This window comes from Geodermatophilus sp. URMC 62 (genome assembly GCF_052931475.1).
The window spans coordinates 5,462,128-5,481,671 of sequence record NZ_JBRFHY010000001.1 but is presented as its reverse complement, the minus strand read 5'-3'; the positions used below and the strand labels follow the sequence as shown (position 1 = coordinate 5,481,671).

Sequence of the window (19,544 nt, the reverse complement as noted above, 5' to 3'; positions counted from 1 at the left end):
TGGGATGCCGGCCGCCCCGCCCCTACCGCGAGCGTGCGGTGGGGGGCGGGGTGGTCCTCCCTCAGCGGCGGCGGACCTGCCGGGCGCTGACCGTCATCTGCCGGCCCCCGGGCATCGGGCCGCCGGGAACGGGCATCCGGGGCCCGCCGAGCGCGGACATGCGGCGGCCGAGGGTGTTGACCTCGGCGGCGGACAGGTTGCGCGGCAGCTTCATCACGTGGGTGCTGAGCTTGCGCAGGGGCACCTGCCCCTCCTCGTCGCCGACGACGAGGTCGTAGATCGGGGTGTCGCCGACGACGCGGGCGATCTTCCTCTTCTCCTGCGCGATCAGGTTCCGGACGCGGGTGGGGGAGCCCTCGCCGACGAGGACGACCCCGGGCCGGCCGAGCACCCGGTGGACGGCGTCGAGCTGGGTGGTGCCGGCGACGCCCGCGCTCACCCGCCAGTCGCCGCGCATGCCCTCGAGGACCCAGGCCGCCGCTCCGGGCTGGCCCTCGACCTGCCGGTAGGCCGAGCCCTGCGCCCGGCGGCCGAAGACGATCATGGCGGCCAGCACGCCCAGGACGATCGCGATCGGCAGGAACAGGAACGGGGAGCCGAGGAGGACGGCCACGAGCTCGACGACGCCGGCCACCGCCACGAAGGCGATGAGCATCAGCCAGGGGAGCTTCGGGTCGTTCTTCTGCGTCAGCGAGTAGGCCTGCTTGATCATGCGGACCTGGTTGCCGACCTTCGTGAGCCGGCCGACCTTCGGCTCGCCGTCCTTGCCGGCCCTGCCCTTGTCCCTGCCCTTGTCGGCCCGGCCCTTCCCGGAGGCGGCCGTGGCCCCGGCGGCAGCGCCCGAGGACCGGCCGCGCCCCGCAGCGGGACCGCGCCCTGCCTTGCCAGCGGGCGCGGGGGAGTCTGTGGGCTTGCTGCGTGCCATGCCCCCAGGATAGGGGCGCGTGCGGCCGGTCCCGGTGGACCGGCCGCGACGTCCTCAGTTCGAGCGGGTCAGCCCGCGGGCCTCCACGGCCTGCTGGTAGAGCCGGCCGGCCCGGTAGGAGCTGCGGACCAGCGGCCCGGCGAGCACCCCGGGGAAGCCGATCTCCTCGGCCCGGGCCTGGAAGCCGACGAACTCCTCGGGCTTGACCCAGCGGACGACGGGGTGGTGCCGCGGCGAGGGCCGCAGGTACTGGGTGATGGTCAGCAGGTCGCAGCCGGCCTCGTGCAGGGCCTGCATCGTCTCGACGACCTCGTGCGGCTCCTCGCCCATGCCCAGGATCAGGTTGGACTTGGTCACCAGCCCGGCCTCGCGGGCGGCGGTGATGACCGCCAGCGACCGCTCGAACCGGAAGCCGGGGCGGATCCGCTTGAAGATCCGCGGAACGGTCTCGACGTTGTGCGCGAGCACCTCGGGCCGGGAGGAGAAGACCTCGGCCAGCTGGGCGGGATCGGCGTTGAAGTCGGGGATGAGCAGCTCGACACCGCAGCCGGGCAGCGCGGCGTGGATCTGGCGCACCGTCTCGGCGTAGAGCCACGCGCCGCCGTCGGGCAGGTCGTCGCGGGCGACGCCGGTGACGGTGGCGTACTTGAGGCCCATGGTCGCGACGCTCTCGGCGACCCGGCGGGGCTCGTCGGCGTCGAAGTCGGCGGGCTTGCCGGTGTCGATCTGGCAGAAGTCGCAGCGCCGGGTGCACTGGTCACCGCCGATGAGGAAGGTGGCCTCCCGGTCCTCCCAGCACTCGTAGATGTTGGGGCAGCCGGCCTCCTCGCAGACGGTGTGCAGGCCCTCGCGGCGCACCAGCGACTTCAGCTCGGTGTACTCCGGGCCGGTCTTGAGCCGGGTCTTGATCCACTCCGGCTTGCGCTCGATCGGGACCTGGCTGTTGCGGACCTCCAGGCGCAGCAGCTTGCGGCCGGCCGGCGCGATCGTGGGGTCCGAGGAGGGGGTCGGGGCCACCGTCTCGCTCATGATCGACCACGGTACTCCCGGACGAGCACCGCCCCCGCTGCCCGGAGGGGCGGCGGGGGCGGTGCGAGGCAGTTCTCGGACGACCTCAGGCCTGGCCGGCCGCGGGCCCGGCGGTCGGGCCCTCCTGCGCGTTGCCGCCACTGGTGAACGGCTCGGGCGCGGTCTGCGTGGGGTCGGTCTCGCCGGCGCCGGCGTCACCGGCGACGTTCTGGGCGTCGCGGATGCCCATGTCGGACTCGGCGGGCGCCGAGTCGCCGGCGACGAACTGCGCGTCGGAGACGGTCTTGCCGGACTGGTCGTTGCTCGGGGAGCTGGGCACGGGGTCCTCTCGGTAGCTGGGCACGGGCCCGTCACCGGCCGGGGCCGGTGTCCACGGGTCCTCCCTCTTCCGGCGCATGAGCACCGTCGCCGCGGCGAGGGCGGCGACGATCGCCACCAGCCACGGCCAGCGGCGCGGCTCGGGCTGGACGTGGGCCCGGCGCCGGACGGTCCTGGTGGTCCGTGCCGCCTCCCTACCCAGCCGGGCCTGCTGCCGCACCACCATCTCGCGGACGTCGGCGGTGGCCTTCGCCGTGCCCGCCGCGAGCTCGGCGCGGCGCCGGCCCAGCTGGATCAGCGCCGTCCCGACGCCGGCGGCCAGGGAGCCGCGGGCGTCGTCCAGCGCGGGCCCGACCGCCTCGCGGGCGGCGAGCACGCGGGGGGCGACCTCGTCGGCCAGTGCCCGGCGGGTGGCGACCTGGACGGCCGTCACGTGCGGCGCCAGGTCGGCGGCGGTCCTGGCGGCCGCGGCACCGGCGGTGGCCAGCGCCGCGGTGAGGGCCGGGCCGGCCGCCTCGCGGGCGGCCTCCAGGCGCGGGGTCAGCACCTCGACGGCGGCGTCGACGCGGTCGCGCGCCAGGTCCAGCACCGGGCCGGCCGCGTCCCACGCGGCCTCGACCCGCGGGGTCAGCGCCTCGCGGGCGGCCTCGACGGCCGGGGCGGCGACGGCGACGGCGGCGGCCACCTTCGGGGCGACCACCTCGCGGGCGGACTCCAGCACCGGACCGGCCGCGTCACGGGCGGCCTCGACGCGTGGTGCGAGCTGCTCCGCGGCGGCCCGCCCGGCCTCGGTGACGGCGATGCCGAGGTGGCTGAGGCTCTCCTGGAGCTCGGCCTCGATGACCTCGCTTCGGGACTGTGTGCGGAACACGGGATGCACCTCCGGGTTGATCGACTCGGGCCATCCTGCCCGGTCCCACCGACCGGCACACCCCCGGGGACGGCGTCCGGCGCCGCCTCATGAGCGGTCGCCCCGCGCCCCGGTCTCGCGTCAGACGGCGGGCTGCACCTGCTCGCTGCGCTCGCCGGCCAACCAGCGCAGGAAGGCCGCCAGCGGCATGGGCCGGGCGATGGCGTACCCCTGGGCGACGTCGCAGCCGAGGTCGGCCAGCCGGCGGCCGGTGGCGAGGTCCTCCACCCCCTCGGCGACCAGGCTCAGACCCAGGTCGTGGGCCAGGGCCGCCGTGTGCCGGACGATCGCCGCGGCGCGCTCGTCGGTGTCGACGTCGGCGGTGAGGCTGCGGTCGAGCTTGAGCTCGTCGGCGGGCAGGTGCCGCAGGTAGGCCAGCGAGCTGTAGCCGGTGCCGTAGTCGTCGATCGACGTCCGCACGCCCAGCCGGCGCAGCTGGCCGAGCACGGTCCGGCCGCGCTCGGGGTCGGACATGAGGGTGTCCTCGACCAGCTCCAGGGTCAGCGCCGCCGGCGGCAGGCCCCGCCGGTCCAGCGCCGCGGCCACCTTCGCCGGCAGGTCGAGGTCGGCGACGTTGGCCGCGGCGAGGTTCACCGAGATCGGCACCCGGTGCTCCTCCCACCACTGCGCCACCGCGTCGAGGGAGCGCTCGAGCACGGCGTCGGTCAACGGGCGCAGCAGCCCGGCCTGCTCGGCGGCCGGCAGCACGACGGCGGGGCTCAGCAGCCCGCGGGTGGGGTGGTTCCAGCGCACCAGCGCCTCGCAGCCGACCACCCGGCCGTCGTCCATCGCCACCTGTGGCTGCAGGTGGACGTCGAGCTCGCCCTCGGTCAGGGCGGTGCGCAGCTCCTCCATCGTCCGGAGCCGGTCCACGGAGCCGCTGCCCGGGTCGGGGACGTACACCTGCACGCCGCTGCGCTCGGTCTTGGCCGCGTACATGGCCACGTCGGCGCAGCGCAGCAGCTCCTGCACGTCGTCGGCGGGGATCGGGGCGGTCGAGACGCCGATGCTGACGCCGACGTGCAGCCGGATGCCCCCGACGGGGAAGGGTCTGCGCAGCAGGTCCTCCACCACGCCGGCGCGGTCCGCGGCGGTCTCCAGGTCGGTCGCGGGCAGCAGGACGGCGAACTCGTCACCGCCGAGGCGGGCGAGGAGGTCACCGGGCCGCAGCGCCGGGGCCAGCCGCGGGCCGACCTGGCAGAGCAGCTCGTCGCCGGCGCCGTGGCCGAGGCTGTCGTTGACCTCCTTGAAGCCGTCGAGGTCGAGCAGCAGGAGGGCCGCCGGGCGCGCCGTGGTGGCCTCGGCGACGACGACGCGGGCGGCCTCGAGCAGGGCGCGGCGGTTGGGCAGGCCGGTGAGCTCGTCGGTGCGCGCCTCCAGCCGGACCTCGTTGAGGGCCCGCACCTCGCGGAAGGTGAAGGTGGTCCGCGCGACGCCGACCAGGACGCAGCCGATCGCGCACCAGGCCGCCCACGGCGACATGGAGTCACCCCAGCCCAGCCCCAGGACGGCGAGGCTGGCCAGGTTGCACACCATGGGGACGGCGAGCACCCGCCAGCCGACCTGGCTCTCGGCGTCGCGCTCGGCCGGGGTGGCGCGGTCGCTGCGGTGGGCCGCCACGCCCATGAGCAGCACGCCGACCAGCCAGCTGAGGTCCAGCGGCCCGCCCTCGACGTAGTTGCCGGTGGTCGCCAGGTCGAGGTAGACGACGTCGCCGGCCAGGTTGGCGACGATGCCGCCGCCCAGCAGCAGCAGCGCCGGGTCGCGGCGCACTCCGAGGATGGCCGACACGGCCACGAGCAGGGCGAGCAGCACCACGTCGGCGACCGGGTAGGCCAGGTTGGTGACGACCGCGGCGGGGCTGCCCTCGGTCAGCCGCAACGCCGGCTCCAGCAGGAGGGCGATGGCCACGGCGGTGGCGCCCAGGGCGCCTATCCCGCCGTCGAGCCACATGCTGGCGTGGAAGCGGCCGACCCGGCTCCGGATGAGCCCGACCAGCGCGACGTAGAGCGGCAGGAAGTACGCGATCCAGCAGGCGTCGGCCACGGAGGGGTAGGGCGGCTCGGCCAGGTCCCCGAGGAGGAGCGTCCAGGCGAGGTTGCCGGCGACGGACAGTGCCAGGGCGAGCGCCAGGCACGCCCACGCGAGGCGCTCGGCGCGGTTCCTGCGCGCGGCGAGGACGCACGTCACACCGGCACCGAGGTAGACGGCGTTGTACAGGACCAGGTCGTAGGCCAGCGCCCAGGCCTCACCGTCGGGGCGGGGCCCGATCCCCGTGGTGAACAGTGCCAGGACCACCCCGGTCAGGACGAGCGTCCACCGCGAGGCCCGGCGGCTGTCCGCGTTGGGCTGGATCGATCGCACACGCTCTTCCTCGGCGGCCGGGGACCGCGGGTGGAGCGGAGCGGCCGGGGACATCACCCCCGGGGGGCAGACGCCGCCGGAGCGGGAACCGGCACGACCCCGTATCCGCGCGCGTCCGCCGGCCGGCCGGGAGTAGGCTCGCGCGCGTGATCGGGCAGCTGCTCCTTCGCCGGCCGTGCTGATCTGACCCATCGGACCAGCACGGCGACCCCTCCTGCGCGAGGGGTTTTTTTCTGCCCGCCGCACGACCCGCGAGGAGATCCCCACCATGAGCCAGACGGTGAGCCGGCCCACCACCGACCCGGCCGACGAGGGCGTCCCGCCGCACCGCTACACGCCGGCGCTCGCCCAGCGGATCGAGCTGGAGTGGCAGGACCGCTGGGAGCGGGAGGGCACGTTCCACACGCCCAACCCGACCGGCCGGCTGTCGGCGGGCTTCGAGCGGGTCGCCGACCGGCCGAAGTCCTTCATCATGGACATGTTCCCGTACCCCTCGGGTGCGGGCCTGCACGTCGGCCACCCGCTGGGCTACCTGGGCACCGACGTCACCAGCCGGTTCCGCCGCATGGACGGCGACAACGTGCTGCACCCCATGGGCTACGACGCCTTCGGCCTGCCCGCCGAGCAGTACGCCGTCCAGACCGGGCAGCACCCGCGGACCACCACCGAGGCCAACATCGCCGCCATCCGCGCGCAGCTGCGGCGGCTGGGCGTCGACCACGACGAGCGCCGGACCTTCGCCACGATCGACCCCGGCTACTACCGGTGGACCCAGTGGATCTTCCTGAAGATCTTCGGCGCCTGGTTCGACGAGCAGGCCGGTCGCGCCCGCCCCGTCGAGGAGCTGGTCGCCGAGCTGGACGCCGGCACCCGGCAGCCGGCGCCGGGCACCAACCCGTCGGGCCGCCCGTGGGCGGAGCTGTCGGCGGTCGAGAAGCGCCAGGTCGTGGACGCCCACCGGCTGGCCTACCGGCACGAGGCGCCGGTCAACTGGTGCCCGGGCCTGGGCACCGTGCTGTCCAACGAGGAGGTCACGCCCGACGGCCGGTCCGAGCGGGGCAACTTCCCGGTGTTCCGGCGCCCGCTCAACCAGTGGATGATGCGGATCACCGCCTACGCCGAGCGGCTGCTGGCCGACCTGGACCGGCTGGACTGGTCGGACTCGGTCAAGCAGATGCAGCGCAACTGGATCGGCCGCTCCACCGGTGCGCGCATCCGCTTCCCGGCCGGCTCCGGGACGATCGAGGTCTTCACCACGCGCCCCGACACGCTGTTCGGCACCACCTACGTGGTGCTGGCACCCGAGCACCCGTTGGTCGAGGCGCTGACCGCACCCTCCTGGCCGTCCGGCGCCGACCCGCGGTGGACCGGCGGTGCGGCCACCCCGGGCGAGGCGGTGCGTGAGTACCAGCGGCAGGCGTCCCGCCGCTCGGAGCTCGACCGCCAGGACGCCGGCCGCGACAAGACCGGCGTCTGGCTGGGCGTCACCGCCGTCAACCCGGTCAACGGCCGCGAGCTGCCGGTCTTCACCGCCGACTACGTGCTGACCGGCTACGGCACCGGCGCGATCATGGCGGTACCCGGTGAGGACACCCGCGACTGGGAGTTCGCCGAGGTCTTCGGGCTGCCCGTCGTCCGCACGGTGCAGCCGCCCGAGGACTGGGACGGCGGCGCGTACACCGGCGCCGGCGAGATGATCAACTCGGCGAACGACGAGGTCTCGCTGAACGGCCTGGACAAGACGGCCGCCATCACGACCATCACCGACTGGCTGGTGGCGCACGGCCACGGCGAGGCGACGACCACCTACAAGCTGCGCGACTGGCTGTTCAGCAGGCAGCGGTACTGGGGCGAGCCGTTCCCGATCGTCTACGCCGTCGACGGGGACGACGCCGGCCTGCCGCGGGCGGTGCCGGAGTCGCTGCTGCCGGTGCTGCTGCCCGAGGTCGACGACTACTCGCCGAAGACCTTCGCCGACGACGACGCCGAGTCCGCGCCCGAGCCGCCGCTGTCCCGGGTCACCGAGTGGACGACGGTCGAGCTGGACCTGGGCGACGGCGTGCGGACCTACCGCCGGGAGACCAACACGATGCCCAACTGGGCGGGCTCGTGCTGGTACTACCTGCGCTACCTGGACCCCGGCGACGACGCGCAGATGGTCGACCCGGAGCTGGAGCGCTACTGGCTGGGCCCGCGCTCGCCGGGCGACGTCGGCGGCGTCGACCTCTACGTCGGCGGCATGGAGCACGCGGTGCTGCACCTGCTCTACGCCCGGTTCTGGCACAAGGTGCTGCACGACCTGGGCCACGTCTCCAGCGAGGAGCCCTTCCGCCGGCTGGTCAACCAGGGCTACATCTCCGCCTACGCCTACACCGACGAGCGCGGCTTCTACGTGCCCGCCGCCGACGTGGTCGAGGAGGACGGGCGGTTCCTGTACGAGGGCAGGCCGGTCACCCGCGAGTACGGGAAGATCGGCAAGAGCCTGAAGAACATGGTCACGCCCGACGAGATGATCGGGGCCTACGGCGCCGACACGTTCCGGGTGTACGAGATGTCGACCGGCCCGCTGGAGCAGTCACGGCCGTGGGACACCAAGGCCGTCGTCGGCTCGCAGCGGCTGCTGCAGCGGATCTGGCGGGTCGTCGTCGACGAGGAGACCGGCGCGGTCCGGGCCGACGACTCCCAGCCGAGCGAGGACACGCTGCGGGCCCTGCACCGGGCCATCGCCGGGGTGCGCGACGGCATGGCGACGCTGCGGTTCAACATCGCCATCGCCCGGGTCACCGAGCTGACCAACGCGCTGACCGCCGCCTACGGCGCCGACTCACCGGTGCCGCGGTCGGTGGTCGAGCCCCTGGTGCTGATGGTGGCCCCGCTGGCCCCGCACGTCGGCGAGGAGCTGTGGGCGCGGCTGGGGCACGACTCCTCGGTGGCGTGGGCGCCGTTCCCGGTGGCCGACGAGCGGTGGCTGGTCGAGGACACCGTGCAGGTCGCCGTCCAGGTCAACGGCAAGGTGCGCGCCCAGGTGACCGTGCCGGCCGACGCCGACGCCGCGGCCCTGGAGGCGGCGGCCCGCGCTGACGAGAAGGTGGCCGCGCAGCTGGACGGGAGGACGGTGCGGCGCGTGGTCGCCGTCCCGGGGCGGCTGGTCAACTTCGTCGTCGGCTGAGGCCTCGCCGCGCGTGACCCGGTCCCCGGTCACGCGCGGCGGGTGCGGATGATCTCGTGTCGCTCGGTGCCGGGCCCGGTCAGCCGGTGCTGTGCGGCAACTCGGCCACGCTCAGATCGCAGGGGTGAGGCTGAGCACCCGCCGCACCGCCGCCTCCACCGCGTCGACGACCTCGGCGACGGGCACGTCGCGCCCCAGCTCGGCCGACAGCGAGGTGACCCCGGCGTCGACGATCCCGCAGGGCACGATCGCGCCGAAGGCCCCCAGGTCGGGGTCGCAGTTGAGCGCGAAGCCGTGCATGGTGACCCCGCGCGCCACCCGGACGCCGATCGCGGCGATCTTGCGCTCGGGACGGAACCGGCTGCCCGGCCCGGGCGCGTCAGCGGCCACCCAGACCCCGCTGCGGCCCTCGACCTGCTGGGTCGCCACGCCGAGGTCGGCACAGACCGCCATGAGCGCGTCCTCCAGCCGGCGGACGTGCGCGACCACGTCGACCGGGTCCGGCAGCGCCACGATGGGGTAGCCGACCAGCTGTCCGGGCCCGTGCCAGGTGATCTTGCCGCCGCGGTCGACGTCGATGACCGGTGTGCCGTCGGCCGGCCGCTCGTGCGGCTCGGTGCGTCGGCCGGCGGTGTAGACGGAGGGGTGCTCGAGCAGCAGGAGCGTGTCGGGACCCTCGCCGGCGACCCGGGCGGCGTGGATCTCGCGCTGCCGCGCCCACGCCTCCTCGTAGGGGACGGTGCCGGCCCGGACGACGCGCAGCTCGCTCACGTCCCCCAGCGTAGAGAACGGACCCCGTCCTCCCCACTCCTCGCAGGTGCGGTCGACGGACCCCTGGTCCACCGCCCGCTCGCCGCCGGCGGGACGCCGCAGGAGCCGGGGACGAGGCGGGTCACCGCAGCCGGCGGGGCTCGATCCGGGTCTCGACCGCCGCGCCGTCGGGTCCGCGCTCCACCCGGTAGGCGGCCTTGCCGGGCCGGTCGGCGACGGCCTCGACCACGGCGGTGCCCCGGTAGACCAGCCCCACGCCGTCGTCGGTGGCGTGCCCGGCCGGCAGCGTCCCGTCGGCGACCAGCCGGTGGTAGAGCGGGCGGCGCTGCTCCTCGGAGTCGTAGTGCACGCCGTTGGACGTCGGGATCAGCCCCAGGCCGTTGGTCACCGGCCGCAGGTCGGGACCGTAGGAGTCGGTGGTGCCCCCGACGTGCCAGCACAGCGACCCCGCCGACACCCCGCCGAGCACCACGCCGGCCCGCCAGCACTCCGCCAGCACCTCGTCGAGCCCGTGCACCCGCCAGACCGCCAGCAGGTTGGCCACGCTGCCGCCGCCGACCCAGACGACGTCCTGGGTGAGCAGGTGCGCGCGCACGTCGGCGACGGTCGGCATCGGGAACAGGCTCAGGTGGCTCACCCGCACCGCGCTGCCGGCGAACGCGCCGTAGACGCCGGCCAGCCGGACCGGGTCGTCGCCGGTGGCGGTGCCGAGGTAGCACAGCCGCGGCTGCTCGGGGGCGCCGGCGAGCTCGGCGGCGAGGGCGAACACCGGGCCGGGCGCCCAGTCGTAGGGGCCGCGACCGCGGGAGTCGAAGCCGATGCTGGTGGCCAGGATCGTCGGTGCGGTGGCGGGCATCAGGCGGCTCCTCGGTCCGCGCCGCGGCCGGGGACGTCGCGCCGCAGCGTGCGCAGGACCGCCGCGGCGGTGCGCCGGCCGCTGGCCATGGCGCCCTGGATGGATGGGGTGTCGCGGTGGTCACCGCAGACGAACAGGCCGCCACCGAGGTCGACCGGACGGCGCAGCCGCACGGGCGGCAGGGCGGCCGGCTGCGCCCCGGTGACCGTGACGGTGGTCAGGTGCTGCAGGTCGGCGGCGGCGACGTCGTGCAGCCGGGCCACCTCGTCGCGCACGTCGGCCTCGCGCGTCGGAGCCAGCGAGCTGCTGGCGACCAGCGCCCGCCCGTCGGGGCCGTAGGCGGGCTGGGCGTCGGTGAGCACCACGCTGTTGACCAGCTGGCCGCCGGGCGTGCCCAGGACGATCAGCGGATCGCTCCACGGGCTGGCCGGCAGCACGTGGTAGTGGGTGGTCACCTGCCGCAGGGCGCTCGCCTCGACGGCGGGCACGAGGGCGGCCGCCGTGTCGGGGTCGGTGGCCACGACGACGGCGTCCGCGCGCACCACGCCGGCGTCACTGGTGACCGCCGTCCCGGAGACCTCGGCGACCCGCACGCGGTGGTGCAGGCGCTCGGTGCCCACGCGGGCGGCCAGCTGCTCCCCGATGGCCTGGATGCCGCGGGCCGGCAGGCCGGTCGCGCCGCGGGCGAAGCTGCGCCACAGCAGGTCGAGGTAGCGGCTCGAGGTCTCCAGCCGGTCCTCCAGCAGGACCCCGGCGAGGAAGGGGCCGAAGAACCGCTCGAGTGCCGTCGCGCCCACGCCGGCCCGGGTCAGGTGCTCGGCGGCGCTGGTCTCGGGTGCCGAGAGCAGCCGGGGCACCGGGGCGAGACCCGCCCGGGCCGAGTACGCGGCGATGGCCAGCTTGCGGGGCAGCGGGCCCAGCGGGGCGCGCAGCGTGTCGAGGGCGGCGGACGGCCGGCGGCGGGGGTCGACCACCCGGTGCGCGCGGCCCTCCGCCCGGACGACCGCACCCGGGGTGAAGTACCCGAGGTCGAGGGCCGCGAGGTCGAGGTCGGCCGCGCGGGGGTAGCCGGTGTTGAAGACCTGGAACCCCCGGTCGACGACGAAGCCGTCGACCCGCTCGGTGGCCAGCCGGCCGCCGGTGTGCGCCCCGGCCTCCAGGACGTGGACGTCGCGCCCGGCGGCGACCAGACGGGTGGCCACGGACAGGCCCGCGAGCCCCGCGCCCACGACGACGACCTCGGCACGGGCGGGCAGCGGCATGGCCCGAACCTAGGCCGGATCCGGCCGGACCACCCGTCCGGGGCGGCCCTGTGGACGCCGGGTCGCCTGTGGACAGCCGGAGCGGCCGGGCCGCCGCGCGCCCTACCGTGCCCGCCGTGCCTGCCTTCCGGGACCCCGACGCATCCGACCGCGCCGACGACCGCGCCGACGACCGCGCCGTCGACCGGGCGGACAACCGGGCCGCCGGCCCGGTGCCGCCGCTCGTCCCCGGCTACCGGCTCGACCGCCTGCTCGGCCGTGGCGGATCGGGGGAGGTGTGGCGGGCGACGCCGCGGGCGGGTGGGGCGGCCGTGGCGGTCAAGGTCCTCGTCGCCGGCGACGCCGAGCGGCAGGCCCGTGAGGCGGCGCTGCTCGGCGCACTCGACCACCCGCACCTGGTCCGGCTGCACGAGGTGGTGCACCAACCGCGCCGCGGGGGTCCGGCCCGCGTCGCGCTGGTCCTCGACCTGCTCGAGGGCGGGAGCCTGGCGGCGCTGCTGGCGCGTCGGGGCCGGCTGCGCCCGGGGGAGGTGGTGACGGCGTTGGCGCCGGTGGCGGCCGCGCTGGCCTGCGCCCACGAGCAGGGCGTCGTCCACGGCGACCTCTCCCCGGGGAACGTCGTCTTCACCGCCGAGGGCCGCCCGGTGCTCACCGACCTCGGGGTGGCCCGGGTGCTGGGGGAGGACGCGGCCGGGGAGGTGACCCCCGCCTACGTCGATCCGGCCGTGGCGCGGGGAGCGGCACCCGGTCCGGCGTCGGACGTCTTCGGGGTCGCTGCCGCGGCCTTCCACGCGCTCGCCGGGGTACCGCCCTGGAACGCGGCCACGCCGGCCGACACGGTCGCCGTCGCGGCGGAGAGCGAGCTGCCCGACCTGGCCGAGCTGGCTCCCGACGCGCCGCCGGCGCTGCTCGAGGTGGTCACCCGCGGCCTGTCGAGGGACCCGCACGACCGCGGCTCGGCGGCGGCCTTCGCCCTCGACCTGCGGCACGCCTGTCGTCCCGAGCCGGTGCGGCTGCCCGTGGCCGGCGTGTCCGACGCCGACCTGGCCCGCACCGGCCGGGGTCCGCGCACCGAGCTGACCCACCAGGTGCCCGGCCGGCACCGGCGCCCGGAGCCACGGGAGGTCCGGCCGGCCCGGCGGACGCCGTGGCCGCGCACCCGCCCGACCGGGTCGTCCGCGCGGCGGGTCGTGGCGGTGGTCGGCCTGGCGGCCCTCGTCGTCGGTGCGATCTGGCTCGGGCTGGTGTGGAGCCGGTCGGAGCCTGCGGTGGGGGCGTCGACCGCGGCGGCGGAGGCACCGCTGACCGCGCCGACGTCCCCACCCGTGCCCGCACCGGCCCCCTCCCCGAGCGGATCCGCACCGTCACCGGACGCCTCACCGCGGTCGATCCCGATCTCGCCGGGGAGCTCGGGTGCCGTGCTGACGGCGCCGCCGTCACCGCTGGCGACCACCGCGCCCGAGCCTGCGCCCGAGCCCGCGCCCGGCACCGACTGGGAGGCGGTCCTCACCGGCCTGTACGACCGTCGGGCCGAGGCGTTCACCGCCGGTTCGGCTCCGGTGCTGGAGGAGGTCTACACCGCCGACAGTCCCCTCCTCGCGGCCGACCGGACGTACCTGGAGGGCCTCACGGCGGCCGGGGAGGTGCTGCGCGGGTTCCGTCCCGCGGTGGTGGAGGTCGGCGTCACCGCCGGTCCCACCGGGGACGGCCGGGTCACGGTGCGGCTGGTCGACGACTGGCCGGACTACGCGGTGGTCGCCGCGGCGGATCCCGACGGGCCGGCGCGCCGCACCGAGGCCGGCCGCGGGGAGGCTCGCCGTCGCGGTGACGCTGGTGCGGACGTCGGCGGGCTGGCGGATCGAGTCGGCCGGGCGGCTGGCGTGAGGTCCGGCGTCAGCGCCGGGCGAGGGCCGCGTCCAGTGCCGCAGGCAGGTCGGCGTGCGTGAACCGGTAGCCGGCGGCCTGCAACCTGGCCGGTACGGCGCGCTGACCGGCGAGGACGCTGGACCGCCCGAACTCGCCGAGCGCGAGCCTGATGGCGACGCCGGGCACCGGGAACACCGCCGGGCGGTGCACGGCCGCAGCGAGGTCGCGGACGAACTCGGCATTGGGCACCGGCTCCGGTCCGGTGAGGTTCACCGGGCCGGAGACCCGCTCAGCGGTGAGCAGGAAGCGGATGGCCCCGATCTCGTCGGCCAGGCTGATCCACGGCCAGAACTGCCGGCCCGAGCCCATCCGGCCACCCAGCCCGGCGCGGAACACCGTGCCGAGCACCCGGACGAGCATCGCGCCGCGGTCGATGACCAGCCCGGTGCGCAGGGTGGCCACGCGCACGCCGGCGTCCGCGGCGAGCCCGGTGGCCTCCTCCCACTGCACGCCCACGCGGGCGAGGAAGTCCTCCCCTGGTGGCGCCTGCTCGTCCACGACCCGGTCCCCGGTGTCGCCGTAGTAGCCGACCGCCGAGGCCGACAGGAGCACGCGTGGGCGCCCGGGCTCCTCGGCCACCGCGGTCGCCAGCGCCTCGCTCACGGTCCTGGTGCTGTCGGTGCGACTGGTGAGCACGGCCTGCCGGTAGGCCGCGGTGAACGGACGCGGCCGGATGGGGGTGCCGGCGAGGTTGACCACGGCGTCGACGTCGCGCAGCAGCGCCGGGTCGATCCGCCGGTGCTGGGGATCCCAGCGGTGCTCGTCGGCGGTGCGGGGTGTGCGGCGGACGAGCCGGAGCACCTCGTGCCCGTCGGCCCGCAGCGCCGGGACCAGCGCCGACCCGATCAGGCCGGAGGCTCCCGTGACCGCGATCTTCATGACCCTCCTCGTCCCCCGTCGACACCGCGCGGTCGGGCCCCGGCGCGCACGCCGGGGCCCGACCGGGTGGGATCAGGCGAGGCCGAGGTCACCCTCGAACTGACCGGCCTCCAGCCGCTCCCGGACCGTGGTGAGGAAGCGGGCGGCATCGGCGCCGTCGACGATCCGGTGGTCGTAGCTGAGGGCCAGGTAGACCATCGACCGGACCGCGATGACCTCACCGAGGTCGGGGTCCTGCACGACGACCGGGCGCTTGACCACCGAACCGGTGCCGAGGATCGCCACCTGCGGCTGGTTGATGATCGGGGTGTCGAACAGCGCGCCCCGGCTGCCGGTGTTGGTCAGCGTGAAGGTGCCGCCACCGAGCTCGTCCGGGGTGACCTTGTTGATGCGGGTCCGCTCGGCGAGGTCGGCGATCTTCCGGGCGAGGCCGGGGATGTTCAGGTCACCGGCGCCGTGGATGACCGGGACCAGCAGGCCCCGCTCGGTGTCGACGGCGACGCCGAGGTTCTCGGCGTCGTGGTAGGTGACCGTGCCGGCCTCCATGTCGACGGAGGAGTTCACGGCCGGGTGGGCCTTGAGCGCCTCGACCGCCGCCTTGGCGAAGAACGGCAGGAACGACAGCTTGACGCCCTCGCGGGCCTGGAAGTCGCGCTTGGCGCGGTCGCGGAGCTTGGCGATCCGGGTGATGTCGACCTCGACCACCGTGGTCAGCTGCGCACTGACCGCCAGCGACTCGACCATGCGCTGGGCGATGACCTTGCGCAGGCGGGACATCTTCTCCGTGCGGCCGCGCAGCGACGTGTCCTGCTGCGCCGCGGGGGACAGCGTGGCCGGACGGCCGGCGGCCTGAGCGGGTGCCGGGGCCGGCGCGGCAGCCGGGGCCTCGGCGGGAGTGGCGGCCTGCTCGGCGGCGGTCAGCACGTCCTGCTTGCGGATCCGCCCGCCGACCCCGGTGCCGGTGACCGAGGCCAGGTCCACGCCGTGCTCGGCGGCCAGGCGGCGCACCAGCGGGGTGACGTAGGTGCCGGCGCCGTCGGCCGGAGCGGGCGCCGAGGCAGCCGGGGCCGAGGCGGCCGGGGCCGGGGCGGACGCGGCCGGCGCGGGGGACGGTTGGGTCGGCGGGCTCTGCTGCTGCTCGGCGACGGTCTCGGCGGCACCGGAGCCGTAGTCGGCACCGGCGGGGACCGACGGCGGGGGACCGGGCGGCGCGGGAGCCGGCGGCTCCTGCCGGGGTGCGGGCGGCTGCTGGACGGGCGTCTCCTGCTGAGCGGGGGCCGGGGCAGGAGCGGACGGGGCCGGCGCAGCCGCGGCGGCTCCACTGCCGATCACGGCCAGCTGCGCGCCGACGTCGACGGTCTCGTCCTCGTTGACGGTGATCTCCAGCAGCGTGCCGGAGGTCGGGGCGGGGATCTCGGTGTCGACCTTGTCGGTGGAGACCTCGAGCAGCGGCTCGTCGGCCGTCACCTCGTCACCGACGGCCTTCAGCCAGCGGGTGACCGTGCCCTCGGTGACGCTCTCGCCGAGTGCCGGCATGGTGACCGGCGTGCCCTCACCGCCACCGCCGCCCCCGGAACCGCCGCCTCCAGAACCGCTGTCGGCCGCGGCCGGTGCCGACGGTGCGGGCTGCTGCTCCTGCTGTGGTGCCGGACCGGCGTCGTCGACCTGCTGGGCCGGGGTCTGCGGTGTGGTGTCCGCGTCCTCGGCGGACGCGGGGCCGCCACCGCCGTCCCCATCCCCGTCCCCACCGATGACGGCGAGCTCGGCGCCGACCTCGACCGTCTCGTCCTCCGCCACGAGGATCCTGCTGAGGACGCCGGCGGCGGGCGAGGGGATCTCGGTGTCGACCTTGTCGGTCGAGACCTCGAGGAGCGGCTCGTCCACCTCGACCTGCTCACCCTCCTGCTTGAGCCATCGGGTGACCGTGCCCTCGGTGACGCTCTCGCCCAGGGCGGGCATGGTGACGGAGGTCGGCATCGGGGCAGGGCTCCTTCGTGGTGGCGCGGGTGGGGGAGGCGGGGTGCGTCGTCAGCTGTGCGCGTGCAGCGGCTTGCCGGCGAGGGCCAGGTGCGCCTCGCCGATGGCCTCGCTCTGCGTGGGGTGCGGGTGGATCAGGGCGGCGACCTCGTCGGGCAGGGCCTCCCAGTTGAAGATCAGCTGGGCCTCGGCGACGAGCTCGCCGACCCGGCTGCCGACCATGTGCACGCCGACGACCGGGCCGTCCTTCTGGCGGATCAGCTTGACCGCACCCTGGGTCTTGAGGATCTGGCTGCGGCCGTTGCCGCCCAGGTCGTAGACGAGCGTCTCGACGTCGCCGTACTTCTCCCGGGCCTGGGTCTCGGTCAGGCCGACCGAGGCGACCTCGGGGTCGGAGTAGGTGACCCGCGGGACGCCGGCGTAGTCGATCGGCACGACCGGGAGGCCGGCCAGCCGCTCCGCGACGAGGATGCCCTCGCCGAACCCGACGTGCGCCAGCTGGAGGGTGGGGATGAGGTCACCGACGGCGGAGATGGTCGGCACGTTGGTCCGGCAGTACTCGTCGACCAGCACGTAGCCGCGGTCCATCGCGACCCCGGCCTCCTCGTAGCCCAGGCCCTGGCTGACCGGGCCGCGGCCGATGGCCACCAGCACGATCTCGGCCTCGAAGTCCTTACCGTTCTGCAGGCTGACCTTGACGCCGTTCTCGGTGGACTGCACCGAGGACACCATGTTGCCGAGCTCGAAGTTGATCTTCCGGCGGCGGAAGGCGCGCTCCAGGAGCTTGGAGGAGCTCTCGTCCTCCAGCGGGACCAGGTGCTGCAGACCCTCGATGATGGTGACGTCCACCCCGAAGGACTTCCACGCGCTGGCGAACTCGCAGCCGATGACGCCGCCGCCCAGGATGATCGCCGAGGTCGGGACGCGGTCGAGCCCGAGGGCCTGCTCGCTGTCGATGACGCGGACCCCGTCGAGCTCGACGCCGGGGATGCTGCGGGAGTAGGAGCCGGTGGCCAGCAGGACGTGGCGACCCTCGTAGGTCTCCCCGTTCACCGACACGGCGGTGGGGGAGACCAGCCGGCCCTCGCCCTCGACGTAGGTGATCTTGCGGCTCTTGATCAAGCCCTGGAGGCCCTTGTACAGCCGCGATACGACGCCGTCCTTGTAGGAGTTGACGCCGTCCATGTCGATGCCGGCCAGCGACGTCTTCACCCCGAACTGCTCGCCCTCGCGCGCCAGGTCGGCGACCTCGCCGGCGTGCAGCAGGGCCTTGGTGGGGATGCAGCCGCGGTGCAGGCAGGTGCCGCCGACCTTGTCCTTCTCGATCAGGACGACCGACAGGCCCAGCTCGGCTGCCCGCAGGGCGGCGGCGTAGCCACCCGAGCCACCACCGAGGATGACCAGGTCGGCGGGGGAGGTGGGTGCGCTCACGACGTGCTCCTCGATGCTCTCGGCCTGCCCCGCCCGTGCGGGCGGGGGGTGGTCCGCGACCATCCTGCCACTGTCCGGAACCGCAGGCCGAGGGCGCCGACCCGCCGGCCGGGCGCGCACCGCCGACGGCGGCCGGTGCGCCCGTCCGGACCGCGTCAGCGGGCGAGCAGGTCCTCGATCGTGGCGAGCAGGGTGCGCACCGGCACACCGGTGCCGCCCTTGGGCGTGTAGCCCCACGGGGCGCCGGTGTTGTAGCTCGGGCCGGCGATGTCGACGTGCGCCCAGGGCAGCCCGTCCGGCACGAACTCGGCCAGGAAGTGCGCCCCGACGAGCATGCCGCCCATCCGGTCGGCGTTGGCGTTGACGAAGTCGGCGATCGGGGAGTCGATGCCCCGGCGCAGCTCCTCGGGCATCGGCATGGCCCACATCGGCTCGCCGCTGCGCCGGCTGGCGGCCACCACGGCGTCGCGCAGGTCGTCACTGCCCATGACGCCCGCGGTCCGCGAGCCGAGCGCGACCAGCTGCGCGCCGGTCAGCGTGGAGGTCTCGAGCAGCACGTCGGGGGAGTCCTCGGCGGCGCGGGCGATGGCGTCGGCCAGGACCACGCGGCCCTCGGCGTCGGTGTTGGTGATCTCGGCCTTCTTGCCGTTGCGGAAGGTCACCACGTCGGCCGGGCGGTAGGCGGTGCCGCTGGGCAGGTTCTCGGCGATCGGGACCGTCGCGGTCACCTCGACCGGCAGTCCCAGCTGCGCGACGAGGCACACGGTGGCGATGACCGCCGCCGCGCCGGCCATGTCGCTGGTCATGTGGTGCATGTTCTGCGCCGGCTTGATCGACAGGCCGCCGCTGTCGAAGGTGATGCCCTTGCCGACGAGCGCGACCTTCTTGCGCGCCCGCTTCCCGCTGTAGGTGAGGCGCAGCAGCCGCGGACCGCGGGCCGAGCCGCTCCCCACCGCCAGGACGCCGCCGTAGCCGCCGGCGGCCAGGGCCTCCTCGTCGAGGATCTCCACCGACAGGCCCGCCGACCTGCCGGCGGCCGCTCCGCGGGCGGCCAGCTCGGCGGGGTACAGGTCGTTGGGCGGGGTGTTGACCAGGTCGCGGACGAGCGTGACGGCGTCGGCCACCGCGCGCACGCGGGCCAGCGGCGCCTTGGCGGTGCCGGCGTCGGGGACGACGACGGTGAACTCCCGCGGCGGGGTGGGCCGGTCGCCGGGCAGGTCGGACTTGTAGGCGGTGAACTCGTAGGCACCCAGCAGCGCGCCCTCGCCGACGGCGTGCAGCCGCTCGGCGTCCGGGGTGCCGCCCACGGCGGCGAGCAGCGTGACGACCGAGCTCCGTCCCGACAGCGCACGGCTCGCGGCACCGGCTGCGCGGCGCACGGCCTCGGCCGAGTACCCGCCGGTGGGCTCCGGCGCACCGAGCCCCACGGCCGCGACGACGGGGAAGGGGCCCTGGCCGAGGGTGGACACCCGGGTGACCTCGTCCTGCCCGCCGCGGGCGCCGAGGTCGGCGAGGGCGGGCAGCAGGCGACCGCCCAGCAGCCGGTCGACGGCCTCCGCGCCCGGCGTGGGCAGCAGGGCGGAGGTGCCCTTGCCGATGCCGACGACCACGGCATCGGCGGGGGTCTTCTCCAGCGGGCGGTCGGTGGCGGTGATCGTCGGCGGCACCGCTCGATCCTAGGAGTCGGAGGACCGGGACCTGCTCACCCCTCGCGAGCCCACGGCGGG

The 19,544-nt window shown here is 75.5% G+C and carries 13 protein-coding genes; 2 read left to right on the top strand and 11 right to left on the bottom strand.

What is annotated here, in order from left to right:
- Positions 1 to 61: 61 nt before the first annotated feature.
- The 4 genes from ACU616_RS26255 to ACU616_RS26240 all read right to left on the bottom strand — a co-directional run bounded on the left by ACU616_RS26255 (position 62) and on the right by ACU616_RS26240 (position 5,546).
- The gene (locus ACU616_RS26255; RefSeq protein ID WP_446761333.1) at positions 62 to 925 is read right to left on the bottom strand and encodes a DUF4191 domain-containing protein; all 864 of its coding nucleotides are present in this window, start codon (positions 923 to 925) and stop codon (positions 62 to 64) included.
- Positions 926 to 979: 54 nt separating this feature from the next.
- The gene (gene lipA / locus ACU616_RS26250; RefSeq protein WP_446761332.1) at positions 980 to 1,954 is read right to left on the bottom strand and encodes a lipoyl synthase; all 975 of its coding nucleotides are present in this window, start codon (positions 1,952 to 1,954) and stop codon (positions 980 to 982) included.
- Positions 1,955 to 2,039: 85 nt separating this feature from the next.
- Positions 2,040 to 3,143, bottom strand: coding sequence for a hypothetical protein (locus ACU616_RS26245; protein ID WP_446761331.1), 1,104 nt, complete (start codon positions 3,141 to 3,143; stop codon positions 2,040 to 2,042).
- Between the two features lie 120 nt (positions 3,144 to 3,263).
- Positions 3,264 to 5,546 carry a putative bifunctional diguanylate cyclase/phosphodiesterase gene (locus ACU616_RS26240; protein ID WP_446761330.1) on the bottom strand — a complete coding sequence of 761 codons (2,283 nt, stop codon included), beginning with the start codon at positions 5,544 to 5,546 and terminating at the stop codon, positions 3,264 to 3,266.
- Positions 5,547 to 5,814: 268 nt separating this feature from the next.
- Between ACU616_RS26240 and leuS the strand changes: the two genes are divergently transcribed.
- Positions 5,815 to 8,715 (top strand): leucine--tRNA ligase, encoded by a 2,901-nt coding sequence (gene leuS, locus ACU616_RS26235; protein WP_446761329.1) that lies wholly within the window; start codon positions 5,815 to 5,817, stop codon positions 8,713 to 8,715.
- A 111-nt stretch (positions 8,716 to 8,826) separates the two neighbouring features.
- On the opposite strand, the gene lipB is transcribed toward leuS, so the two are convergent.
- From lipB to ACU616_RS26220, 3 genes are all read right to left on the bottom strand, one after another.
- Positions 8,827 to 9,486 (bottom strand): lipoyl(octanoyl) transferase LipB, encoded by a 660-nt coding sequence (gene lipB, locus ACU616_RS26230; protein ID WP_446761328.1) that lies wholly within the window; start codon positions 9,484 to 9,486, stop codon positions 8,827 to 8,829.
- A gap of 121 nt (positions 9,487 to 9,607) precedes the next feature.
- Positions 9,608 to 10,342 (bottom strand): Type 1 glutamine amidotransferase-like domain-containing protein, encoded by a 735-nt coding sequence (locus tag ACU616_RS26225; RefSeq protein ID WP_446761327.1) that lies wholly within the window; start codon positions 10,340 to 10,342, stop codon positions 9,608 to 9,610.
- Complete coding sequence (locus tag ACU616_RS26220; protein WP_446761326.1) at positions 10,342 to 11,604, bottom strand: FAD-dependent oxidoreductase; 1,263 nt, start codon at positions 11,602 to 11,604, stop codon at positions 10,342 to 10,344. The genes ACU616_RS26225 and ACU616_RS26220 overlap by 1 nt, the downstream gene beginning before the upstream one ends.
- Before the next feature lie 116 nt (positions 11,605 to 11,720).
- Between ACU616_RS26220 and ACU616_RS26215 the strand changes: the two genes are divergently transcribed.
- A complete protein-coding gene (locus ACU616_RS26215; protein WP_446761325.1) occupies positions 11,721 to 13,550 on the top strand; it encodes a serine/threonine-protein kinase in 1,830 nt (609 codons plus the stop codon).
- On the opposite strand, the gene ACU616_RS26210 is transcribed toward ACU616_RS26215, so the two are convergent.
- The 4 genes from ACU616_RS26210 to ACU616_RS26195 form a co-directional block, all read right to left on the bottom strand.
- Positions 13,498 to 14,409 (bottom strand): TIGR01777 family oxidoreductase, encoded by a 912-nt coding sequence (locus ACU616_RS26210; protein WP_446761324.1) that lies wholly within the window; start codon positions 14,407 to 14,409, stop codon positions 13,498 to 13,500. The two genes, ACU616_RS26215 and ACU616_RS26210, sit on opposite strands and share 53 nt — an antisense overlap.
- A gap of 72 nt (positions 14,410 to 14,481) precedes the next feature.
- On the bottom strand, positions 14,482 to 16,386 hold the full coding sequence (sucB, locus tag ACU616_RS26205; protein ID WP_446761323.1) for a 2-oxoglutarate dehydrogenase, E2 component, dihydrolipoamide succinyltransferase: 1,905 nt from the start codon (positions 16,384 to 16,386) through the stop codon (positions 14,482 to 14,484).
- Positions 16,387 to 16,437: 51 nt separating this feature from the next.
- Positions 16,438 to 17,817: a dihydrolipoyl dehydrogenase gene (gene lpdA / locus ACU616_RS26200; RefSeq protein ID WP_446761322.1), complete on the bottom strand. Its 1,380-nt coding sequence runs from the start codon at positions 17,815 to 17,817 to the stop codon at positions 16,438 to 16,440.
- Positions 17,818 to 17,972: 155 nt separating this feature from the next.
- Positions 17,973 to 19,484: a leucyl aminopeptidase gene (locus ACU616_RS26195; protein WP_446761321.1), complete on the bottom strand. Its 1,512-nt coding sequence runs from the start codon at positions 19,482 to 19,484 to the stop codon at positions 17,973 to 17,975.
- Between the last annotated feature and the right edge of the window lie 60 nt (positions 19,485 to 19,544).

Bases quoted from the DNA above. Each gene is read 5' to 3' on its own strand.
- ACU616_RS26255 (WP_446761333.1), bottom strand. From the start codon at position 925: ATGGCACGCAGCAAGCCCACAGACTCCCCCGCGCCCGCTGGCAAGGCA.
- sucB (WP_446761323.1), bottom strand. From the start codon at position 16,386: ATGCCGACCTCCGTCACCATGCCCGCCCTGGGCGAGAGCGTCACCGAG.
- ACU616_RS26225 (WP_446761327.1), bottom strand. From the start codon at position 10,342: ATGCCCGCCACCGCACCGACGATCCTGGCCACCAGCATCGGCTTCGAC.
- lipA (WP_446761332.1), bottom strand. From the start codon at position 1,954: ATGAGCGAGACGGTGGCCCCGACCCCCTCCTCGGACCCCACGATCGCG.
- leuS (WP_446761329.1), top strand. From the start codon at position 5,815: ATGAGCCAGACGGTGAGCCGGCCCACCACCGACCCGGCCGACGAGGGC.
- ACU616_RS26210 (WP_446761324.1), bottom strand. From the start codon at position 14,409: ATGAAGATCGCGGTCACGGGAGCCTCCGGCCTGATCGGGTCGGCGCTG.
- ACU616_RS26220 (WP_446761326.1), bottom strand. From the start codon at position 11,604: ATGCCGCTGCCCGCCCGTGCCGAGGTCGTCGTCGTGGGCGCGGGGCTC.